The sequence below is a fragment of the Mesorhizobium sp. M0518 genome, assembly GCF_040321125.1.
Classification (GTDB): Bacteria; Pseudomonadota; Alphaproteobacteria; order Rhizobiales; family Rhizobiaceae; genus Mesorhizobium.
Genome location: NZ_JAMYQY010000005.1, coordinates 310587 through 330719 on the forward strand (window position 1 = coordinate 310587; position 20133 = coordinate 330719).

Genomic DNA, 20133 nt, shown 5'->3' on the forward strand with positions numbered 1-20133 from the left:
TTCGATCTGCCGAATCGCCGCCTTGCATGCGAAGCTCCGTCGCGTAGCCTAGCGCTTGTGCGGCTGGAATAACAAAGGTCATATCGCCGACATGCTGAAATCCACGAAAATACTGGCCGTAGGCGGCGCCCATATCGACCGGCGCGGCCAGGTGTCCGGCGCTTACGTGCCGGCTGCCTCCAATCCCGGCACGATGCGCGAGGATGTCGGCGGCGGCGTCTTCAACGCTTTGCGCAGCGCCGTGCGGCGCGGCGTCTCCGCGTCGCTCATGTCGGTTCGCGGCGGCGATGCCGCTGCCGACACCGTTTCGCGAGCCATTGCCGAGACAGGCATTACCGACCTGTCGGCGGTCTTCCTCGACCGCACGACGCCGAGCTACACGGCGCTGATCGACAGTGAGGGCGAGCTGATCGTCGGCTTTGCCGACATGGCGCTCTATGATTTGGCGTTTCCCAAGCAGATCAGGCGCTCCAAGGTGCGGGAGGTGATCGCTGGCGCCGATGCGATCCTGTGCGACGCCAATCTGCCCTCTTCGGCGCTGGAACGGCTGGTGGCGCTCGCCGCGGGCAAGCCGATTTTCGCCATTGCCATCTCGCCGGCCAAGGTGGTGCGGCTGATACCGGTGCTGAAGGAGCTCTCGCTCGTCTTCATGAACCGGCGCGAGGCCATGGTGCTGGCCGGCGTCGCCGCGACTGCCACGGAGCGCGAGGTCGTCGACGGGTTGCGATGCAGCGGCCTTGTCAGCGGCGTGGTGACGGCGGGCAGCGAGCCCATGCTGGGCTTCGATGAAGCCAGCGCCTTCTCGATCCTGCCGCCGCCGCCAAGAAAGGTCGCTGACGTCACCGGCGCTGGCGATGCGCTGGCGGGCGCTACGGTTGCTGCCTTGCTGCGTGGCCTGCCGCTGCGGGCAGCTCTGCGCGAAGGCATTGCCGGGGCGACGCTTGCCATCGAAAGCGCCAGCGCCGTTCCGGAGTTCACCGCGGCTGATTTCACTGAGGCATTGGCTCTTGTGCCGGATGCCAGGGAAGTGGCATGAGACCGGCGAATTCATAGTGCCGCGATGTTGCCTGATGTCCCGACGGACGCGCCGCATTCCGGATTGGAGACCCTGATGACCCCTGAGACCGCCGGCCCCTTCATCGACATCCACGCGCCGGTGGCGCAGGCCCTGGCGGCCGGCCGGCCGGTGGTGGCGCTGGAAAGCACCATCATCACCCATGGCATGCCCTACCCCGACAATGGCGCCATGGCGGCCGATGTCGAAAAGATCATCACCGACGGCGGCGCCGTGCCGGCGACCATCGCCGTGGTTGGCGGCCGCATCAAGATCGGGCTTTCGGACGGCGAGCGCGAATCGCTGGCGATGACGGGCGACGCCATGAAGCTGTCGCGCGCCGATCTCGGTTTTGCCGTGGCGCAAGGGCGCACCGGTGGCACCACGGTCGCCGCCACGATGATCGCGGCGCATATGGTCGGCATAAAAGTGTTCGCCACCGGCGGCATTGGCGGCGTGCACAAGGGCGCCGAAAAGAGTTTTGACATTTCCGCCGATCTCGACGAGCTGGCGCGCACCCCGGTCATCGTCGTCTCGGCCGGCGCCAAGGCGATCCTCGACATCGAAAAGACGCTGGAGGTGCTGGAGACGCGCGGCGTGCCGGTGATCGGCCATGGCTGCGAGACGATGCCAGCCTTCTGGTCGCGACATTCGCCATTCCGCGCGCCGCTGACCTTGCACGAGCCGGAAGAGATCGCGCATTTCTACCAGACGAGGGCAGCGCTGGGGCTCGCCGGCGGCATGCTGATCGCCAATCCTGTGCCGGAAAACCATGAAATCCCGGCTGAGGAGATGGCGGGCTATATCGACGCCGCGCAGAAGGCCGCAGAAGCGCTCAACGTGACCGGCAAGGCGGTGACACCCTTCCTGCTGTCGAAAATCCTCGAACTGACCGGCGGCAGGAGCCTCAAGACCAACATCGCGCTGGTGGAAAACAACGCGCGGCTGGCGGCACGGATTGCGAAGGCGTTGTAGGCCAACGTCGGCGGGACAGCACCCCCCTCTGTCCTGCCGGACATCTCCCCCGCAAGGGGGGAGATCGAATGTCGTCAACGCCTCTGCCAATCTTCAACGTTGAAAAAAGCAGGCAGACGGTGAAACCGCCAATCTCCCCCCTTGCGGGGGAGATGGCCGGCAGGCCAGAGGGGGGTGGTGTCCCTCGACCGTCCCAAGGCTGGCATCACTTCCCCGCCCGCCGTCCAGCCGCATACGCCCGCCGTACCCAGGCCGCCATCTCGTCGGGATCATCGAAAGCGCTGTCGGGAACGCCCCAGTAGGGCATGGCGACCAGCTTGCCGTGGCGCGAGCCGGTATAGGTCCATTGCGTGCAGCCGGCGGCCTCGAACTCGGGCGCGCTTTGCTCGTCGGCCTTCAGCATCAACTCACCGCGCAGCACGATGGCGACGATGACACCCGTCGAAATAGATGCCCTTGCCGCCGAACAGTTTGCGGATGCTGACAGGGCCGAGGCCCTCGAACAGTTCGGCGATGCGTTCATTGTCCATGCCGCGATCATGTCACCGGCGTTTGGCCTTGTCATCGCCGCAACCAAAATCATGCTGACAGGTTGTGTGAGGTCGATCGGAGTTTCCCGCCATGCCCGTCCTGCTCAAAGGGTCCTGCCGCTGCAATGCCGTGCGTTTCGAGGTGGAGAGCCACACGCCGGCGCCATTCATGCTGTGCTACTGCTCGATCTGCCGCAAGCAGCAGGGCGGCGGCGGGTTTGCCATCAATCTCGGTGCCGACAACGAAACACTGAACATCAGGGGCAAGCGCAGCCTCGGCGTCTTTCGGGCGGAGATCGAGGACGACGAGCATCCGCATTGCGAAATCTCGACCGGCGAGCGCAATTTCTGCAAGAAATGCGGGGCGGCCCTTTGGCTCTACGATCCGACATGGCCGGAACTGGTGCATCCCTTCGCCTCGGCGATCGACAGCGATTTACCCATTCCGCCAAGCAAGGTGCACCTGATGCTGAAATACAAGGCGAACTGGGTGGAGCCGGAGGTTGGCAAGCATGACAAGGTCTTCGACGTCTATCCCGAGGAATCGATCGCCGACTGGCACAAGCGGACGGGCATGTGGGTGGATTAGCGTCCTTCACCCCGTTTACGGCGGGGCGATTGCATATGGGTTTTTACGAAGAGGACCCCCACCCTAACCCTCCCCACAAGGGGGAGGGAACGCTGCCGCGCGCCATCCTTTTGGCGTCGAAACCTCGGGGATTTGCGGAATCAGCGCCTACCAAGTCTCCCTCCCCCTTGTGGGGAGGGATTAAGGGGGTATTCGTAGAGCGCAAGCCAGTCATATGCGATCACCCCTGCCGCTTACGGGGCTGGAAGATCAGGCCGAGGCGCGTGCTTCTGCCAGCGCCTTCAGGTCGGCCGGCTTGAGTTCGACGGATTCGCCGCAACCGCAAGCCGAACTCTGGTTCGGGTTGCGGAATGTGAAGCCGGTGCGAAGCGTCGTCTGCTCGAAATCCATCTCGGTGCCGAACAGGAATAGCGCTGCCTCGGGCGCCACATAGACATGCGCGCCATCGCGCTCGATATGGTCGTCCTTGGTGTTGGGCTCGGTCACCAGATCGACCGTATATTCCATCCCGGCGCAGCCGCCCTTCTTGATGCCGAGGCGGATGCCATGCGCGTTGTCGCGGGTGGCGACAATCTCGCGCACCCGGTCGGCGGCCTTTTCGGTCATCGTGATGACGGCGAAGCGTCCCATTCTTTTTCCTTCCATTCCATGCAGGTTCAAGGCCTGCCGAATGATTCCTCACCTAAAATGGTGAAGTTTTATCCCTGGTGCAAGTGCACCAGCCTCTGTCGGGCTAGTACCAACCCACCGCCACCTGCGCCTCTTCCGACATGCGGTCGGCCGACCATGGCGGGTCGAAAGTCATGTTGACCTCGACGCCGGACACGCCTTCGACGGCGCCGACGGCATTCTCCACCCAGCCGGGCATTTCGCCGGCGACAGGGCAGCCCGGAGCGGTCAGCGTCATGTCGATCTTGACCGAGCGATTGTCCTCGATGTCGATCTTATAGATCAGGCCGAGCTCGTAGATATCGGCTGGGATTTCCGGATCGTAGACGGTCTTCAGCGCCGAGACGATGTCGTCGGTCAGCCGCGCCAGCTCGTCGGCTGGAATGGCCGATCCCGAAACCAGCGCATTGGGCGCTGTTTCCGGAATGGTCTCGGCTGCGATGCTCACATCATCCATGGTCGTCACCCAAAAAAATCGTCATCCAAAGAATTTGCGCGCTTTTTCAAGCGCCTCGGCCAAAGCGTCGACTTCGGCCCTGGTATTATACATGCCGAACGATGCCCTGCATGTGGAGGTTACGCCGAAGCGTTTCAACAGCGGCTGGGCGCAATGGGTGCCGGCGCGGACAGCAACGCCCTGCCTGTCGATCACCATCGACACGTCATGCGCATGAATGCCTTGCAGCTCAAACGAGATGATGGCGCCCTTGCCGGGCGCATCGCCGAAGATGCGCAGCGAATTGATGGCGCGCAGCCGCTCATGCGCGTAGTTCTTGAGGTCTTCCTCATGGGCGGCAATGCGCTCGCGGCCGATTTTTTCCATATAGTCGAGCGCAGCACCCAGCCCGATCGCCTGGACGATCGGCGGCGTGCCGGCTTCGAAACGGTGCGGCGGCTCGTTGTAGGTGACGATGTCTTCCGTCACCTCTTCGATCATCTCGCCGCCGCCCATGAAGGGCCGCATGCCCTGGAGAATGTCCTTCTTGCCGTAGAGAACGCCGATGCCCGAGGGGCCGTAGACCTTGTGGCCGGTGAAGACGAAGAAGTCGCAGTCGAGATCCTGCACATCGATCGGCATATGCACGGCGCTCTGGCTGCCGTCTACAAGGACGGGAATTCCACGCGAATGCGCAATGCGCACGATCTCCTTGATCGGCGTCACCGTGCCCAGCGCATTCGACATCTGCGTGATGGCGACCAGCTTGGTGCGGTCGGTCAGCCGCTTCTCGAATTCGTCGATGTGGAATACGCCGAGATCGTCGACCGGCACCCAGACCAGTTTGGCGCCCTGCCGCTCGCGGATGAAATGCCACGGCACGATATTGGAGTGGTGCTCCATGATCGACAGCACGATCTCGTCGCCCTCGCCGATGTTGGGCATGCCATAGCCATAGGCGACCGTGTTGATGGCCGAAGTCGTATTCGAGGTGAAGACGATGTTGTCGGTGCTTGGCGCGTTGAGGAAGCGGCGCACCGTCTCACGGGCCTTTTCGTAGGCGTCGGTCGCGGCGTTCGAGAGAAAATGCAGGCCGCGATGGACGTTGGCGTATTCCTGGGAATAGGCATGCTGGATTGTGTCCAGCACCACCTGCGGCTTCTGTGCCGAGGCGCCATTGTCGAGATAGACCAGCGGCTTGCCGTAGACTTCCCGCGACAGGATCGGGAAATCGCGGCGAATCGCTTCGACGTCGTAGAAATCTCCGCTCTTGCCCGGTGCGTTCATCAGATCACCCGTGTGCCACGAACCAGCCGTCGAGCCGCGCTTCCAGCGCCTCGACGATCGCCTCGTCCTCCAGTTCCTCGATCACCTCCGCGACGAAGGCCTTCACGAGCAGCCCCCGCGCGCTTTTCTCGTCGACGCCGCGCGCCATCAGGTAGAACAGATGGTCGTGGTCTATTTCGGTGACCGTCGCGCCGTGGCCGCAAATCACGTCGTCGGCGAAGATTTCAAGCTCCGGCTTGGTCGAGAACTCGCCATCGTCCGACAAAAGCAGCGTGTTGCAGGCCATCTTGGCGTTGGTCTTCTGCGCATATTGATGGACGTTGATGCGGCCCTGGAACACACCGCGCGCCTTGCCCGTCACCACATTGCGGATCACTTCCGTAGAGGTCGTGTGCGGCACGGCGTGGTCGAGCACCATGGTCACGTCGGTGTGGGTGTCGCCGGCCAGCAGGTTGATGCCGCGAAGCTTGAAATCGGCGCCTTCGCCAGTCGTCCTGACCATGATCTCCTGGCGCACGAGCTTGCCGCCGGCGTTCATGACGAACAGCGTCAGTTTCGCATTCTTGCCGATATGGGCCTTGAACTGCGCCAGATGCGTCGCCGTTTCCGGCTGCTCCTGGACGACCAGCCACGTTACCTCGGCGCCCTCGTCGAGCACGATCTGACTTACCGAGCTGCTCAAGGCAGCGCCATCACCCGTCTGCCGTTCGACGATGACGGCCTTGGCGCTGGCGCCGACGCGCACGGGCAGGCGCACATGCGTCTGGCCGCCAGCCTGCAGGTTCTGCAGTTCGATCGGCTTTTCCAGCTTCGTCCCATCGGCAATATCGATGAAATAACCATCGGCAACGAAAGCCGTGTTCAGCGCGCCGATGGCATCGTCGCTGCCATAGGGATCGAGCCCCGGTGCGATGCTGCCGTCGATCAGCTTTTCCGAAAGGCGCTGGAAGGTGACGCCTTCAAGGACAGGCACCTTGGCGTCGGACTTGCCGTTCAGGATCGACACCACGGCGGAACCTTCGACGATCGGTGCGATGGCTTTAGCCATGGCGGCCGGGTCGAAGTCCGGCACGGTATTCAGCAACCGGCGCAGGTCGGTATAGTGCCAGGATTCGACGCGCCGCGTCGGCAGACCGTGCTTGATCGTCTCGATGGCGTCGTCGCGCTTCAGCATCACCGCGCCGTCGCCCGGCAGCAGCGACAATCGGTCGCCGAACGCGTCGATCAACGCTGTCTCGGCCGGTGTCCGCTGCGGTTGTGCGTGCATATTCATCAAACTGCCCTCTGGCATCTCACGCTGCTTCGCCGATCACGCCGGCATAGCCATTGGCTTCCAAATCGAGCGCCAGCGACTTGTCGCCTGACTTGATGACCTGGCCCTTGTAGAGCACGTGCACGGTGTCGGGCACGATGTGCTCAAGCAGGCGCTGGTAGTGGGTGATGACCAGGAACGCCCGGTCCGTCGCCCGCAGCGCGTTGACGCCGTCGGACACGATCTTCAGCGCATCGATGTCGAGGCCGGAATCGGTCTCGTCGAGCACGCACAATTTCGGCTCCAGCAGCTTCATCTGCAGGATCTCGGCGCGCTTCTTCTCGCCGCCGGAGAAGCCGACATTGAGCGGCCGCTTGAGCATCGCCATGTCCATGCTGAGCGAGGCGGCGGCTTCCTTCACCCGCTTGAGGAATTCCGGGATCTTCAGCGGCTCCTCGCCACGTGCCTTGCGCTGCTCGTTCATCGCCACTTTCAGGAATTCCATGGTCGCGACGCCCGGTATCTCCATCGGATACTGGAAGGCGAGGAAGATGCCTGACGTGGCGCGCTCGGCCGGATCCATTTCGAGGATCGACTGGCCGTTGTAGAGGATGTCGCCTTCGGTCACTTCATAGTCCTCGCGGCCGGCGAGGATGTAGGACAGCGTCGATTTTCCCGAGCCGTTCGGCCCCATGATCGCGGCGACCTCGCCGGCTTTCACCGTCAGGTTCAAGCCGCGGATGATCTCGGTGCCGTCATCGACGATGCGGGCGTGCAGGTTTCTGATTTCAAGCATTTTTTCGTTTCCTGAATATATATCCGGTCAGCCGACCGAGCCCTCAAGGCTAATCCCGATCAGCTTCTGCGCTTCGACCGCGAATTCCATCGGCAGTTGCTGGATGACATCCTTGACGAAGCCGTTGACGATCAGCGCGATCGCTTCCTCTTCCGGGATGCCGCGCTGCATGACGTAGAATTTCTGGTCCTCGGAAATCTTCGACGTCGTCGCCTCGTGCTCGAACTGCGCCGTCGAATTCTTGGCTTCCATGTAAGGCACGGTGTGCGCGCCGCACTGGTCGCCGATCAGCAGACTGTCGCAGTTGGTGAAATTGCGGGCGTTGGTCGCTTTGCGATGCGCCGAGACCTGGCCGCGATAGGTGTTCTGCGAGTAGCCGGCGGCGATACCCTTGGAGATGATGCGGCTCGACGTGTTCTTGCCGAGATGGATCATCTTGGTGCCGCTGTCGACCTGCTGATAACCGTTCGACACGGCGATCGAATAGAACTCGCCTTGGGAATCGTCACCGCGCAGGATGCAGCTCGGATATTTCCAGGTGATCGCCGAACCTGTCTCGACCTGCGTCCACGAAATCTTGGAGCGGTCGCCACGGCAGTCGCCGCGCTTGGTGACGAAGTTGTAGATGCCGCCCTTGCCTTCGGCGTCGCCGGGATACCAGTTCTGCACCGTCGAATATTTGATCTCGGCATCGTCGAGCGCCACCAGTTCGACCACCGCGGCGTGCAGCTGGTTCTCGTCGCGCTGCGGCGCCGTGCAGCCCTCGAGATAGGAGACGTAGGCCCCCTCCTCGGCGATGATCAATGTGCGCTCGAACTGGCCGGTGTTCTTCTCGTTCATGCGGAAATAGGTCGACAGTTCCATCGGGCAGCGCACACCCTTGGGCACGAAGACGAACGAGCCGTCGGTGAACACAGCCGAATTCAGCGTCGCGTAGTAATTGTCGGAGGTCGGCACGACCGAACCGAGATATTTCTTCACCAGCTCCGGATGCTCGCGGATGGCTTCCGAGATCGAGCAGAAAATGACGCCGGCCTGCGCCAGCTCCTTCTTGAAGGTGGTGACGACCGAAACGGAATCGAACACGGCGTCGACAGCGACGCGGCCCGACTTGTAGACGTTATCGCTGACCTCCTCGGGCTCCGAGGCATCGGTCTTCTGCACACCGGCAAGGATTTCCTGCTCCTGCAGCGGAATGCCGAGCTTTTCGTAGACCTTCAAGAGTTCGGGATCGACATCGCTGAGCGAGGTCGGGCCGGGCGTGCTCTTGGGCGCCGCATAGAAATAGATGTCCTGGAAATCGATCTTCGGATAGTGGACGCGCGCCCAGGTCGGCTCGTCAAGCGTCAGCCAGCGGCGATACGCTTCCAGACGCCATTCCAGCATCCAGGACGGCTCGTCCTTCTTGGCCGAAATGAAACGGATGATGTCTTCGCTGAGGCCCTTGGGGGCCTTGTCCATCGCGATTTCGGTCTGGAATCCGTATTTGTATTGGTCGACGTCGATCTTTCGGACCCGATCGATCGTGTCCTGCACAGCAGGCATATGCGTTCTCCATCCACGCCGGGGTCAAGGCCCGACAGTTTTCAAACTATGGCACCGCCAAAACCGAACCCCAAGAGGTGCTCGCGGCAGCGTAAGTTTAATATAGTGCGCTTCGACCGGGAATTCACCCGGCCAGCATGAAACGCACGGCTCTACCAGGCCGAAAGGCCCAAATTCGTCCAACCGCTACGCGGCCCGTTCTCTATCCGCCCTACGTGCGGCAATACCCGCAAGCGCGGTGCGGAAAAGCTCAACGTCTTCCGCGCCGGTCGCCGGTCCGATGGACACCCGCAAGGCGCCGAGACTGTCGCCGTATCCCATGGCTTTCAGCACATGGCTCGGTCCGACCTTGCCAGACGAACAGGCAGAGCCGGCCGACAGCGCCACACCGGCCAGATCGAAGGCGATCTGCGCGGTTTCGGCTTTGACGCCCGCAATAGCGAAGAATGCCGTATTGGCAAGCCTTGGCGCACCGGTTCCGAAGATTTCCGCGTCCGGCACCAGCGTTTTCACGATGGCCTCGATCTCGTCGCGGCGCCGGCGCACCGCATCCATGGCCGGCAATCCGGCAAGGGCCTCGCGGGCGGCCGCGCCAAAACCGGCAATGGCAGCGAGGTTTTCAGTGCCGCCGCGATGGCCCTTTTCCTGGCCACCGCCAGTGACCAGCGGCTTCGGAATCATCAGATCCGAAGCCGCGACCATGGCGCCGACGCCCTTGGGACCGCCGATCTTGTGCGAGGACAGAATCAGATAATCGGCGTAACCAGCTGATAGATCGATCGAAACACGCCCGGCGGCCTGCACGGTGTCGACAATGAGGATACCGCCCGCCGCCTTGACAATCCCGGCGATGCGATCGATCGGCTGGATGACGCCGGTTTCGTTGTTGGCGGTGTGGATGGCGACCAGCGGCAGGCCTTCGCTCTTGTCATGACCGCCGAGCACCGATGCCAAGGCGCCGAGATCGGCGATGCCGTTGGCGTCGACACCGATCCGGGTAACCTGCGCTGCCGGGAAGTGTCCGCCATTCAACAGGCAGGGATGATCGGCCTCGGACACGTAAAGCCGGCTCATGCGCACGGTGCCGCGCCCCATCCGCCAGTCTGGTGACAGCAGCGTCGAGGCTGCTTCCGTCGCACCGGAGGTGAACACGATATGCTCCGCCTTGGCGTTGACGAGCGCCGCCACGTCACGCCTGGCGGTCTCGATCAGGCGGCGGGCCGCACGCCCCTCGGCGTGAACCGATGACGGATTGGCGGCGACGTCAAGCGCCGCGACCATAGCCTCGCGGGCCGCGGCAAGCAGCGGCGCACTGGCATTATAATCGAGATAGGCGCGTTTTGCGGCCATTTTCGTCCGTCAAGTCCCGTCAGAAGCCATTCCGATGTCGTATGGCGTTATTTCCTTGAAATTCCAAGGCGAGCCGTCCTATTTACGCGGCTTGCGGCGCGGGTGGCCGGGCTCGATGTCTTGCCACCCAGTTTTGAACAATTCTAAACTAGCTTCTAAGAAGACGCTCGCCCTGCGTCAAGGCCAGAGGAAACGTTCCAGGCACCGCGCGTTCGTATTACCAAGTGGAGTATTTTATGCCTGAGGTCATTTTCACCGGTCCTGCCGGCCGCCTGGAGGGTCGCTATCAGCCTTCCAAGGAAAAAAGCGCGCCGATTGCCATCGTCCTGCACCCGCATCCGCAATTCGGCGGCACGATGAACAACAAGATCGTCTACGACCTCTTCTACATGTTCCAGAAGCGGGATTTCACCACGCTGCGCTTCAATTTCCGCGGCATCGGCCGCAGTCAGGGCGAATTCGACCACGGCACCGGCGAGTTGTCGGATGCCGCCGCGGCGCTGGATTGGGTGCAGTCGCTGCATCCCGATTCCAAGAGCTGCTGGGTCGCCGGCTACTCCTTCGGCTCCTGGATCGGGATGCAGCTTCTGATGCGCCGGCCGGAGATCGAAGGCTTCATCTCGATCGCGCCGCAGCCCAACACCTATGATTTCTCGTTCCTGGCGCCCTGCCCGTCATCGGGCCTGATCATCCATGGCGATGCCGACAAGGTGGCGCCGCCGAAGGATGTGCAGGGCCTGGTCGACAAGCTGCACACGCAGAAGGGCATCACCATCACGCAAAAGACGTTGCCCGGCGCCAACCATTTCTTCGCCAACGATGCCGACCTGCTGCTCGAGGAATGCGCCGACTATCTCGACCGCCGGCTGGCCGGCGAATTGTCGGATCCGCGTCCGAAGCGGCTGAGATAAACAAGAAAAGAACGGACGGCGATGTACGAGCCTCCTCATTTCAGGGAAACGCGGCCGGAAATCCTGCACGGGCTGATCCGGACGCATCCGCTGGGCCTGTTGATTTCCAACGGGTCCGATGGGCCGGTCGCCAACGCTGTCCCGTTCCTGCTCGACGCGGAAATCGGGCCTAACGGCAGGCTGCGCGCCCATCTGGCGCGGGCCAACCCGCAATGGCGCCTGCTGGCCGACAATCCGGCTTCACCGGTATTGATCGTCTTCCAGGGCAGCGATGCCTATGTGACGCCGTCCTGGTACGAGACCAAGCGCGAGACCGGCAAGGTGGTGCCGACCTGGAATTATGCCATCGTGCAGGTTCGCGGCACAGTCAAGGTGATGGATGACCAGGATTGGCTGGCGCAGCAGATCGCCGATCTGACGGCGTCGCAGGAAGGCGCTCGCCAAGCGCCCTGGGCAGTGACCGACGCGCCGGAGCCGTTCATCCAGTCGCAGATCAAAGCCATTATCGGGCTGGAAATCGAGATCAGCGAAATCCACGGCAAGTGGAAGGTCAGCCAGAACCGGCCTGTGGCCGATCGCGTCGGCGTTGCCCAAGGGCTGGAAAGCGAAGACCACCAGTCGCCCGGCATGGCCGGCCTAGTCAGATCCTATGGCGGGCTGGACGGCAACTGAACTTCGGATGCTCAGGCAGCCTTCCTTGTCGGTCCGATCAGCCAAAACGTTGTCTTGCGGACCGGCAGTCCCGAAGGCATCGGCCGGAAGATGAAGCCGAGCCGGGCAAAGACCAGCCCGCAGGCCAGCGCGAAACCGCAGCCAAGGCCGAAGCCGGCGACGGTGTCGCTGGGATAGTGCGCGCCAACGAAGATACGGGTCGAGGCGATGCAGGCAGTGATCGCCAGGGCGATGTACCAGCGCCGCGGAAACAACAGCAAAGCGACCCCGAACACTGCGCCCATCGTCGTACCATGGCCGGATGGAAAGCCGGCGAAGCGCGCATCGAAAGCGAAGGGGTGCAGGGTAAGCACGCCAAAGTCCTCGTAATAGAGCGGGCGAGCCCGGCCAATCGCATATTTCAGCACATTGACGGCGATTCCCGACAGGCCGGTGGCGCACAGCACCAGAAAAGCCAGGCAGGTCCAGTTGTAGAGGAGCATCAGCGAGCGCCGGGAGAGGCTTCGCCAATCCGTCAGGTTCGCGGCGACAAGCAGAAGCGCCGACGGAATGAGATACCAGCCACCCAGGCCGAACTGGGTGAAAAAGTCGGCAGTCCGGGCAAATCCCGCCGACCACTTGCCGTGAAGCATTCCGGCCGGAGTGTCGAGACGAACAAACGCTGCCGCCGTCAGCAAAATCCAGACCAGCACCCAGACCGACCACAAAACGTTCGGGTATCTGGCCGGACGGGTGGCAAGGCGGCTTTTGGCGATCTGCATCGTATCGCGAAAATTGTCGAGCGACCGGCGCCCTACCCCAAGGAGCAGGCTCGAAACGGGCGGGCGTGATTTCACCAGCATAGGAAATTCGACCCCATTGTTGCCGTCATGGGCATCGGCGAGCCGTCACTGGGTTACACGATAGAGGCCGAGCGACAGCTTGTCTCCCGATGAATAGTTGAGGCCGTCGACCTCGGCAACGCGGTTCGCCGACTTGCCTTGCGCCGCCAGCAGCCCATTCAGTTTCTGCTCGTCGCCGACCTGCGCCAGCGCCAGGGCGCAGGCAGGATCGCCGAGCAGATGCTTGGCGACGCCATCGACATCGGTCAGGACGGTCTTGGTGCCGACCAGGAACACCAGGCTCGGCTCGTGATATTCCGCCGAAGCGAGCACCGTGGTGTCGCAAGGCCTGTTGGCCTGGAACGCCGCCTCGATCGCCGGGCTCAGCCAGATCGGCTTCAGCGAAGGCGCGATGACGCCGAACAACAGCCCATAGGTGATGCCCGCGCAAGCCGCGACGGCGCCGATGCGAGGAAGCGGAACCTGCAACTCCCGCGAGAAGGCAAGGTAGCCCGCCCCCAGTGCTGCCGCGGCGGCCGGAATGCTCCACCAGGAGAAGGTGCCGGTGAGGTAGATCGGCGCTCCGACGCAGACCGCCGCCAGGCCAAGGCTGACCACGGCAAGACCGAATGCGGTCGACCACCACAACCAATCCTGCCAGCGCCTGAGCGGCGCATTCGCCTCCTGCGGCGGCAAGGTCAGCAGCCAGCCGATCAGCAGCGCCATGCCGGGATAGGCCGGCAGGACATAGTGCGGCAGCTTGGTCGGGATCAGCTCGAACACCAGCCAGAACGGAATGTACCAGGCCAGGCAGAAACGCAACCGCGGATCGTCGCGCAGACGGTTGAGGGCCTGCAGCCCGGCGCCGACCGCGATCAGACCGAACGGCCACATGAACAAGGAATAGGTCAGCATGTAGAAGCCCGGCGGCAGGCCGTGCGATTCCTCGCCCGAGGCGACCTTGGCCATCATGTCCTTGCCGACGGCATCACTGAGAAAGGCGCCGCCGCTCTTCCAGGTGATGAGGGCCACCCAGGGCAACACGATGAGCACCACCAGAGCGACACCGCGCACGAGCTTCAGCTTCAGGAGCCAGCGCCAGTCGCGCTCGAAGGCAAACAGGGCGGCGACCGTCAGCACCGACAGGAGCGGAGCCACCGGCCCCTTGATAAGGATTCCGAGGCCTTGAGCCGCCCAGAAGATCCACGGCAAATGGGCGGCCACCGGTTCGTTGCGGCGCGATGCCAGATAAATCTGGGCGAGCGCGCCTTGCGCCGCCACGCAGCAGGCCAGCAGCATGGCGTCGGTCTTGGCGTCACGGCCCTCGAAGGCTGTGGCGAAGATAGCCGCCATTATCAGGCCGGCGGCGAGACCGGCATTGGCCCCGAACAGCTTGGTGCCTGTCCAGGCAATGCCGACGACGGCCAAGGCAATGCCAAGCATGGAGACGAGGCGGTAGACCCAGATCGGCGCCGCCGCCCCCTCGCCGCTCAGCGCCACGGCCGCCGATTGCAGCCAGTAGATGCCGATCGGCTTCTTGTAGCGCGAGGCATCCTGAAAACGGATGTCGACATAGTCGGAGGTTTCGACCATCTGCTTGGTGGCCTGGACAAAACGGGATTCGTCCCGGTCGACGGGTGGAAGGCTCGCCAGTCCGCTGAATGTCATCAGCACGCTGAACAGAAAGAGAAAGAGATAGTTCCTGTTCATCGCGGAGCTTTCCGGATCTGATCTGCGGGATGGCCCCGTCGCGGCGCCTCAGGCCCTGCCCCTGCGCGGCGCCTCAATACGCCAGCCCAAACGACGAAGCAAGGATTCGCAAACGCCATCCGCGCGGGCACCAAAACAGGAAACCGCTTTTGCTGATCGCTGGACCTTTGTCTGGCGCGCGATCAGACGCAAAACCGGAAACCACTTTTGCTGATCGCGCTTGGATGCTAAACGCCCGCGTTCATGCACATCCGAGCCACAGCGGCCGGGCGCTTTCGGGAAAGAAACAATGTCCGCCTTCAAATCCGATTTCCTGCGCACGATGAGCGAGCGCGGTTTCATCCACCAGACTTCGGATGATGCCGGCCTCGACAATATCTTCGCCAAGGAGACGGTGACGGCCTATATCGGCTTCGACGCCACCGCCAAGAGCCTGCACGCCGGCTCGCTGATCCAGATCATGATGCTGCACTGGCTGCAGCAGACGGGTCATCGGCCGATCGCGTTGATGGGCGGCGGCACCTCGATGATCGGCGACCCGTCCTTCAAGGACGAGGCGCGCAAGCTTTTGACCCCGCAGGACATCGAAGACAATCTAGCCGGCATCCGCCGCAACTTCATGCCCTACCTCAAATTCGGCAGCGGTCCGAACGACGCCATTATGGTCAACAACGCCGACTGGCTGATGGAGATCAACTACGTCAATTTCCTCCGCGATGTCGGCCGTCACTTTTCCGTCAACCGCATGCTGGCGTTCGATTCCGTCAAGTTGCGGCTCGATCGCGAGCAGTCGCTGTCGTTCCTCGAATTCAACTACATGATCCTGCAGGCCTATGATTTCGTCGAGCTCTACAAGCGTCTCGGCTGCCGCCTGCAGATGGGCGGCTCCGACCAGTGGGGCAATATCATCAACGGCATCGATCTCGGCCGCCGCATGGAGGATGCGCAGCTCTATGCGCTGACGACGCCGCTGCTCACCACCTCGTCGGGCGCCAAGATGGGCAAGTCGGCTTCGGGCGCGGTCTGGCTCGATGCGGAGATGCTGAGCCCCTACGAATTCTGGCAGTACTGGCGCAACACCGAGGATGCCGACGTCGCCCGCTTCCTGAAGCTCTACACGACGCTGCCGCTGGACGAGGTGGCGCGGCTCGAACAGCTCGGCGGATCCGAGATCAATGAGGCCAAGAAGATCCTCGCCACCGAGATCACCGCCCTGCTGCACGGCCGTGCAGCCGCCGAGCAAGCCAGCGATACGGCGCGCAAGACGTTCGAGGAAGGCGCGCTCGCGGAGTCGCTACCGACCGTCGAGGTCGACAAAACGGCGCTTGAAACCGGCGTCGGTATCCTGTCGCTGCTGGTCACTGCCGGACTGGCGGCATCGAACGGCGAAGCGCGGCGGCATGTGCAGGGCGGTGCCGTGCGCCTGAACGACGAGCCGGTGAGCGACGAGCGCCGCCTGGTGACATCAAAGGATTTGAGTCCGGAAAACATCGCAAAGCTGTCTTTGGGAAAGAAAAAACACATTCTGGTGCGGCCAGTCTGAACTCGATCACCGGTACTCGAAGATCGACCTGAATATTCCAGGCGCGATCACCGACAGCGGATTGATGTCCAGCAGCGGCTTGTTGGCATTGCCCTTGAGCCGGTAAGTGACACCGATCAGGCCACGGTCGCGACCATTGCCGAGCAGCGCGCCAACGATGGGCAGTTCGCCGAAGATGCGATTGAGGCCATAGACCGGCATGAACGTGCCGGTCATGTCCATGTTGTTGTTCTGGTCGTAGAGCGTGCCCTGGAACGTCGTCCCGATGCGCGGTCCGCGCAGCACGCCATTGGCCAGTTTCAGATAGCCGCTGCCCTTGTCGATCTCGGCGTAGCCGCGTTCGAACTTCACCCGCGATGTGTCCAGCTTGCCCTTGACCGCCTGATTGAGGCTGCGGTTGTCGCCGGCCGGCGTGGTCGAGACGATGGAGGCGAGTTTCGGTTCGTTGACGACGAAAAAGTTGCTGGTGTCGACCTTGCCCTTGAGCGATCCGTCGCTCGGCCCGGCCAGTGCGAGCGTGATCGCGCCGCCTTCCATATGCTCGTAGATGTTGAGGAATCTCAGAATGGCGCCGGCGTCGGCGGACTGCATGTTGAGCGTGCGCCGGCCGGCGCCGGTGGTGTTGCTGATTGATATGGCCGCACCTGAACTGGCCGTGGCGCTGACCTTCAGCCCGTTCACCCGCGAGCCGGCCGCGCTGTAGTCGAGCTTCAGATTGGACAATTGCTCGTCGTGGAAACCGGTCAGCCGGTCGACATCGGCGCTGACGGAAATGGCATCGGAACCGGTGGTCTTGGTAGCCGTGTCGACGTCCGAAGTGAACTGCTTGATGAGCGAGCGGGCATCGAGCGCGTTGCCCGATATGTCGACCGCATAGCCCTTGCCGGACCGCTTCACCGACACGGCAACGTCGTCGCCCCTGTTCAAGGTGACCTTGCTGAACCGCGCCGACGACAAGGCGCCATTGACCAGCACGATGCTGCCGTCGACGGAGAACGTCTTTCCGTCGAGGTCGAAATCGGACAGCGTCATGGTCTCGCCGGACCTGGTCATGACGAAGGTGACCTTGGCGGGGACCCCTGCCCCCTTGCTCCAGCCCGCCCAGGGAATGTCCAGCCTGGCGTTGGTCAGGTCGGCCGAGACGTTCTGGTCGCCGCTGCCGTTCTTGTCGATCGCCACCTTTACCGTTCCGGCAAGCAGCGGCTTCAGGCCGGGCATGGCGGCGGCGCGGATCTTGTCGTCAAGCACCAGAGCCACCTTGCGGCTGCGCGCCGGCCCGTCATCCCTGAGCGGCTCTACCAGATCGAGTTCGGCCGGAATGCCGTTCAGCAATGCCTTGGCGGAGATCACCGCCTTCTCCGGATCGACCGTGATCGAACCGTCGGCATCCGTCACGATCTGGCCCTCGAAGGGCTTGGCCAAGGACATACCGGTGTAGTCGAGCGACACCAGCCAATCGAGCTTCGAACTGTCGACGCCCGACTGCAGCGGAATATCAGCCTTGACGTGGCCGGTGACGCTGCCCGACAGGTCTTCCGGCAGAATGCCGACATGGCGCATGGCGTTGATCGGCTCGTAGGATGCGAGTTCGGCGACGGCCGACGCTTCGCCGTCGACGTCGATATCGAGCGCGCCGACGACCGGCGGGCGGTTGGCCGCCTTGACCGTCAGCGTGCCGTTGCTGGCCGCCACGGTGCGGCCGCTGGGCATGTAGACGGTGCCCGAGGACAGGGAGATATCGACATCGTTGCCGTGGAAACCGACGACACCGACCGCGTCGCGTATCGGCGGGATGCGGCCGGCGGTGTCGAAGCGCGATCCCTCGATCTGGAAGCGGCCGAACACCTCATCGGCCGAAAGCGGCACGCCGTTGCCAAGCCGGCCCGGCACAACCTGGAACTGAAGGTTGGCGTCGACGACACGGCCGCCGAACAGATTGGCCAGCACCCACAGCCGGGCATTGCGCGCCGAAAACCACGGCCATAGCTGCTTGACGTGAGAGACCTGCATGTCGTGGATGTTGAACGCCAGATTGATCCCCGGCACTTTGCCGTCGACGAACGCCACGGCGGCGGTGCCAAGCATCTCGCCGGAGCCGGCGGACCGGAGCGCGATCTGCTCGGCGACCAGTTTGTGGCTCACCGTATTGTAGACCCCGGCAATCCGGGCGAGGAAGGTGAGCGCCGGCTCGGGCGACTCCGAAGGCGCAAGCGACGACCCGTCGCTGGTCAGGTCGTAGCGATAGGAGGGTTCTTCACCCACCGCTCCGCTTGCCGGCTTCGGCCCGATCGACCCGGCGAAATCGAATGTCGAGCGGCCGGTCTTCAGCAGCAATCTGTCGACCTGGATCTTGTTGCTGCCCGCAACCAGCGTCGCATTGATATCGACGTCCGCCGGCAGCAGTCCTCGCGTGCCGAGATCAAGGACAGAACCCGTCGACGACAAAGCGGCCGTCAGCCGCGATGCGTTCGCGCCGAACCCTTCCGATCCCGTCAGCTTCAGCGCGACGGTTCCCAGCTTGCCGGCAGCGGCCGCCATGTCGCCGGTATCGGCCAGATCGACGCTCGCATCCAGTGCCGTGACGCGGTGCGCCGCGATATCGCGGGAGGCGGAAGCGGCAACGGTAGCCGTCCTGCCGTCGATGTCCGCCGTGGACGAGAACTGCATGCCGCCCGGGCCTGACTGCACGACGGTGGCGTCGGTGAGCTTGACGAGCTTGATCGCTCCGGTTTCGGGCAGCACGAATTCGACATTGCGAAGGTCGATCCGGCGCAGCGAATCCTCCCGCACGGCATCGAGTGCGTGGTTGATGTTTCCGAACACCGCGGCGGACAGCTTCTCCGGATCGATGAGGCCGTCCGCATTGCGCAGGCCGGCGGTCCAGTCGCCGCCGGACGGCATCGCAGCCACGACGATGCGGGCATCCGAGATCCTGGCGCTGGTCAGCCGCACATCCCCCCACAGCAGCGGGAACAGACGCACGCCGAAGCGCACGCGGCCGGCATCGGCCATCGGCTTGCCGTCCGATGTCTTCAAGCTGACGTCGCTGACCTGAAGCGCGATGAAACTCGAACCGTCGAGCGTGATGCGGGCAGGCCCGACCGCGACATTGACATCGACGCCCGCCAGTTTCTCGAGCGCCGTTTCCGCCTCGGTGCGAAGCCGGTCGGCTCCGATGCCGGAGGCGCCAACCAGATAAACGAGCATGGCGGCCAGCAGCACGAAAGCGACCAGACCTGCGAACAGTCGCGACAGGATGCGAAAACCGCGTCCGATCGACGCCTGACCGAGCGGCGGCACACGGCAGGCGGACGGAAAGGTCCCCAGGTCGGTGATCTCATCACGCCTGAACCGGATCTTCTCGTGCTGCGGTCGCTCCTGATCCACGCAATTTTCCGTTGTACGAACTCGATCGTGGACGAATCCCCGTCCGACACTATATCGGTGTGGCTTCGCGCGTAACCTCAAACAAGGGCATCGGTATGGCTGACCTCGACGTAGGCGATCTCGCGCCGCAATTCGACCTGCCGCGGGACGGCGGCGGATCAGTCAGCCTTGCCGCATCGTCCGGCAAGCCCATCGTGCTCTATTTCTATCCGCAGGACGACACAACAAGCTGCACGCAGGAGGCGATCAGCTTCTCGCAGCTGAAGCCGGAGTTCGAGAAGGCCGGCGCCGTGGTGATCGGCCTGTCGCCCGACCCCGTCAAGAAGCACGACAAGTTCAAGTCGAAGTACAATCTGACCATCGACCTCGCCGCCGACGAGGAGCGCAAGGTGATCGAAGCCTACCATCTGTGGGTCGAGAAATCGATGTATGGCCGCAAGTATATGGGGGTCGAGCGCGCGACGTTCCTGATCGGCCGCGACGGGCGGATCGCCAGGATTTGGCGCAAGGTCCGCGTCAAGGGCCATGCGGAAGAGGTGCTTGAGGCCGTTCGTGCGCTTTGAGATTTTACCGGCGAGGCCGGCCCGGTTTCCCTTACAACCTTGC

At 63.1% G+C, this 20133-nt stretch carries 18 protein-coding genes and 1 pseudogene; 7 read left to right on the forward strand and 12 right to left on the reverse strand.

Translation table 11 applies throughout. The features are described from left to right. Nucleotides 1–91 precede the first annotated feature (91 nt). Complete coding sequence (locus NKI66_RS10035) at nt 92–1036, forward strand: carbohydrate kinase family protein (RefSeq protein ID WP_352751544.1); 945 nt, start codon at nt 92–94, stop codon at nt 1034–1036. A gap of 75 nt (nt 1037–1111) precedes the next feature. Next, the gene (locus tag NKI66_RS10040; RefSeq protein ID WP_352440142.1) at nt 1112–2029 is read left to right on the forward strand and encodes a pseudouridine-5'-phosphate glycosidase; all 918 of its coding nucleotides are present in this window, start codon (nt 1112–1114) and stop codon (nt 2027–2029) included. Nucleotides 2030–2234: 205 nt separating this feature from the next. On the opposite strand, the pseudogene NKI66_RS10045 reads toward NKI66_RS10040, so the two are convergent. Further along, a pseudogene (locus NKI66_RS10045) lies at nt 2235–2559 on the reverse strand (TfoX/Sxy family protein). Nucleotides 2560–2650: 91 nt separating this feature from the next. On the opposite strand from NKI66_RS10045, the gene NKI66_RS10050 reads away from it, so the two are divergent. Next, a complete protein-coding gene (locus tag NKI66_RS10050) occupies nt 2651–3148 on the forward strand; it encodes a GFA family protein (protein ID WP_352552740.1) in 498 nt (165 codons plus the stop codon). A 249-nt stretch (nt 3149–3397) separates the two neighbouring features. Here NKI66_RS10050 and sufA read toward each other — a convergent pair whose 3' ends face one another. From sufA to NKI66_RS10085, 7 genes are all read right to left on the reverse strand, one after another. After that, nucleotides 3398–3778 (reverse strand): Fe-S cluster assembly scaffold SufA, encoded by a 381-nt coding sequence (sufA, locus tag NKI66_RS10055; protein WP_023810316.1) that lies wholly within the window; start codon nt 3776–3778, stop codon nt 3398–3400. A gap of 103 nt (nt 3779–3881) precedes the next feature. Continuing rightward, a complete protein-coding gene (locus NKI66_RS10060) occupies nt 3882–4274 on the reverse strand; it encodes an SUF system Fe-S cluster assembly protein (protein ID WP_352673838.1) in 393 nt (130 codons plus the stop codon). A gap of 21 nt (nt 4275–4295) precedes the next feature. Beyond that, entirely contained in the window at nt 4296–5540 is a 1245-nt protein-coding gene (locus NKI66_RS10065; RefSeq protein WP_352751546.1) for a cysteine desulfurase, read from the reverse strand. 4 nt (nt 5541–5544) lie between these two features. Continuing rightward, nucleotides 5545–6813: a Fe-S cluster assembly protein SufD gene (gene sufD / locus NKI66_RS10070; protein WP_352751548.1), complete on the reverse strand. Its 1269-nt coding sequence runs from the start codon at nt 6811–6813 to the stop codon at nt 5545–5547. Nucleotides 6814–6832: 19 nt separating this feature from the next. Then, nucleotides 6833–7588, reverse strand: coding sequence for a Fe-S cluster assembly ATPase SufC (gene sufC / locus NKI66_RS10075; RefSeq protein ID WP_352751550.1), 756 nt, complete (start codon nt 7586–7588; stop codon nt 6833–6835). A gap of 27 nt (nt 7589–7615) precedes the next feature. Beyond that, entirely contained in the window at nt 7616–9133 is a 1518-nt protein-coding gene (gene sufB, locus NKI66_RS10080; RefSeq protein ID WP_352751551.1) for a Fe-S cluster assembly protein SufB, read from the reverse strand. Between the two features lie 186 nt (nt 9134–9319). Continuing rightward, the gene (locus NKI66_RS10085; RefSeq protein WP_352751553.1) at nt 9320–10483 is read right to left on the reverse strand and encodes a cysteine desulfurase family protein; all 1164 of its coding nucleotides are present in this window, start codon (nt 10481–10483) and stop codon (nt 9320–9322) included. A gap of 236 nt (nt 10484–10719) precedes the next feature. Between NKI66_RS10085 and NKI66_RS10090 the strand changes: the two genes are divergently transcribed. Next, the gene (locus tag NKI66_RS10090; protein ID WP_023669128.1) at nt 10720–11394 is read left to right on the forward strand and encodes an alpha/beta hydrolase; all 675 of its coding nucleotides are present in this window, start codon (nt 10720–10722) and stop codon (nt 11392–11394) included. Between the two features lie 21 nt (nt 11395–11415). After that, complete coding sequence (locus NKI66_RS10095) at nt 11416–12066, forward strand: FMN-binding negative transcriptional regulator (protein ID WP_352720375.1); 651 nt, start codon at nt 11416–11418, stop codon at nt 12064–12066. A gap of 11 nt (nt 12067–12077) precedes the next feature. Here the strand turns inward: NKI66_RS10095 and NKI66_RS10100 are convergent, their stop codons facing one another. Genes NKI66_RS10100 through NKI66_RS10110 form a run of 3 tightly spaced genes read right to left on the reverse strand, consistent with a single transcriptional unit; the run spans nt 12078 to nt 14900 of the window. Beyond that, the gene (locus tag NKI66_RS10100; protein ID WP_352610549.1) at nt 12078–12908 is read right to left on the reverse strand and encodes a phosphatase PAP2 family protein; all 831 of its coding nucleotides are present in this window, start codon (nt 12906–12908) and stop codon (nt 12078–12080) included. 45 nt (nt 12909–12953) lie between these two features. Further along, nucleotides 12954–14597, reverse strand: coding sequence for an ArnT family glycosyltransferase (locus NKI66_RS10105; RefSeq protein WP_352720377.1), 1644 nt, complete (start codon nt 14595–14597; stop codon nt 12954–12956). Nucleotides 14598–14645: 48 nt separating this feature from the next. Further along, nucleotides 14646–14900, reverse strand: a complete 255-nt coding sequence (locus tag NKI66_RS10110) for a hypothetical protein (RefSeq protein ID WP_155930568.1) — start codon at nt 14898–14900, stop codon at nt 14646–14648. On the opposite strand from NKI66_RS10110, the gene tyrS reads away from it, so the two are divergent. Then, entirely contained in the window at nt 14887–16140 is a 1254-nt protein-coding gene (gene tyrS / locus NKI66_RS10115) for a tyrosine--tRNA ligase (protein WP_352610547.1), read from the forward strand. The two genes, NKI66_RS10110 and tyrS, sit on opposite strands and share 14 nt — an antisense overlap. Nucleotides 16141–16146: 6 nt before the next feature. Here the strand turns inward: tyrS and NKI66_RS10120 are convergent, their stop codons facing one another. Further along, nucleotides 16147–19527 carry a hypothetical protein gene (locus tag NKI66_RS10120; protein ID WP_352751555.1) on the reverse strand — a complete coding sequence of 1127 codons (3381 nt, stop codon included), beginning with the start codon at nt 19525–19527 and terminating at the stop codon, nt 16147–16149. Nucleotides 19528–19622: 95 nt separating this feature from the next. On the opposite strand from NKI66_RS10120, the gene NKI66_RS10125 reads away from it, so the two are divergent. Continuing rightward, nucleotides 19623–20090, forward strand: coding sequence for a peroxiredoxin (locus NKI66_RS10125; protein ID WP_023810305.1), 468 nt, complete (start codon nt 19623–19625; stop codon nt 20088–20090). The last annotated feature ends 43 nt before the right edge of the window (nt 20091–20133 follow it).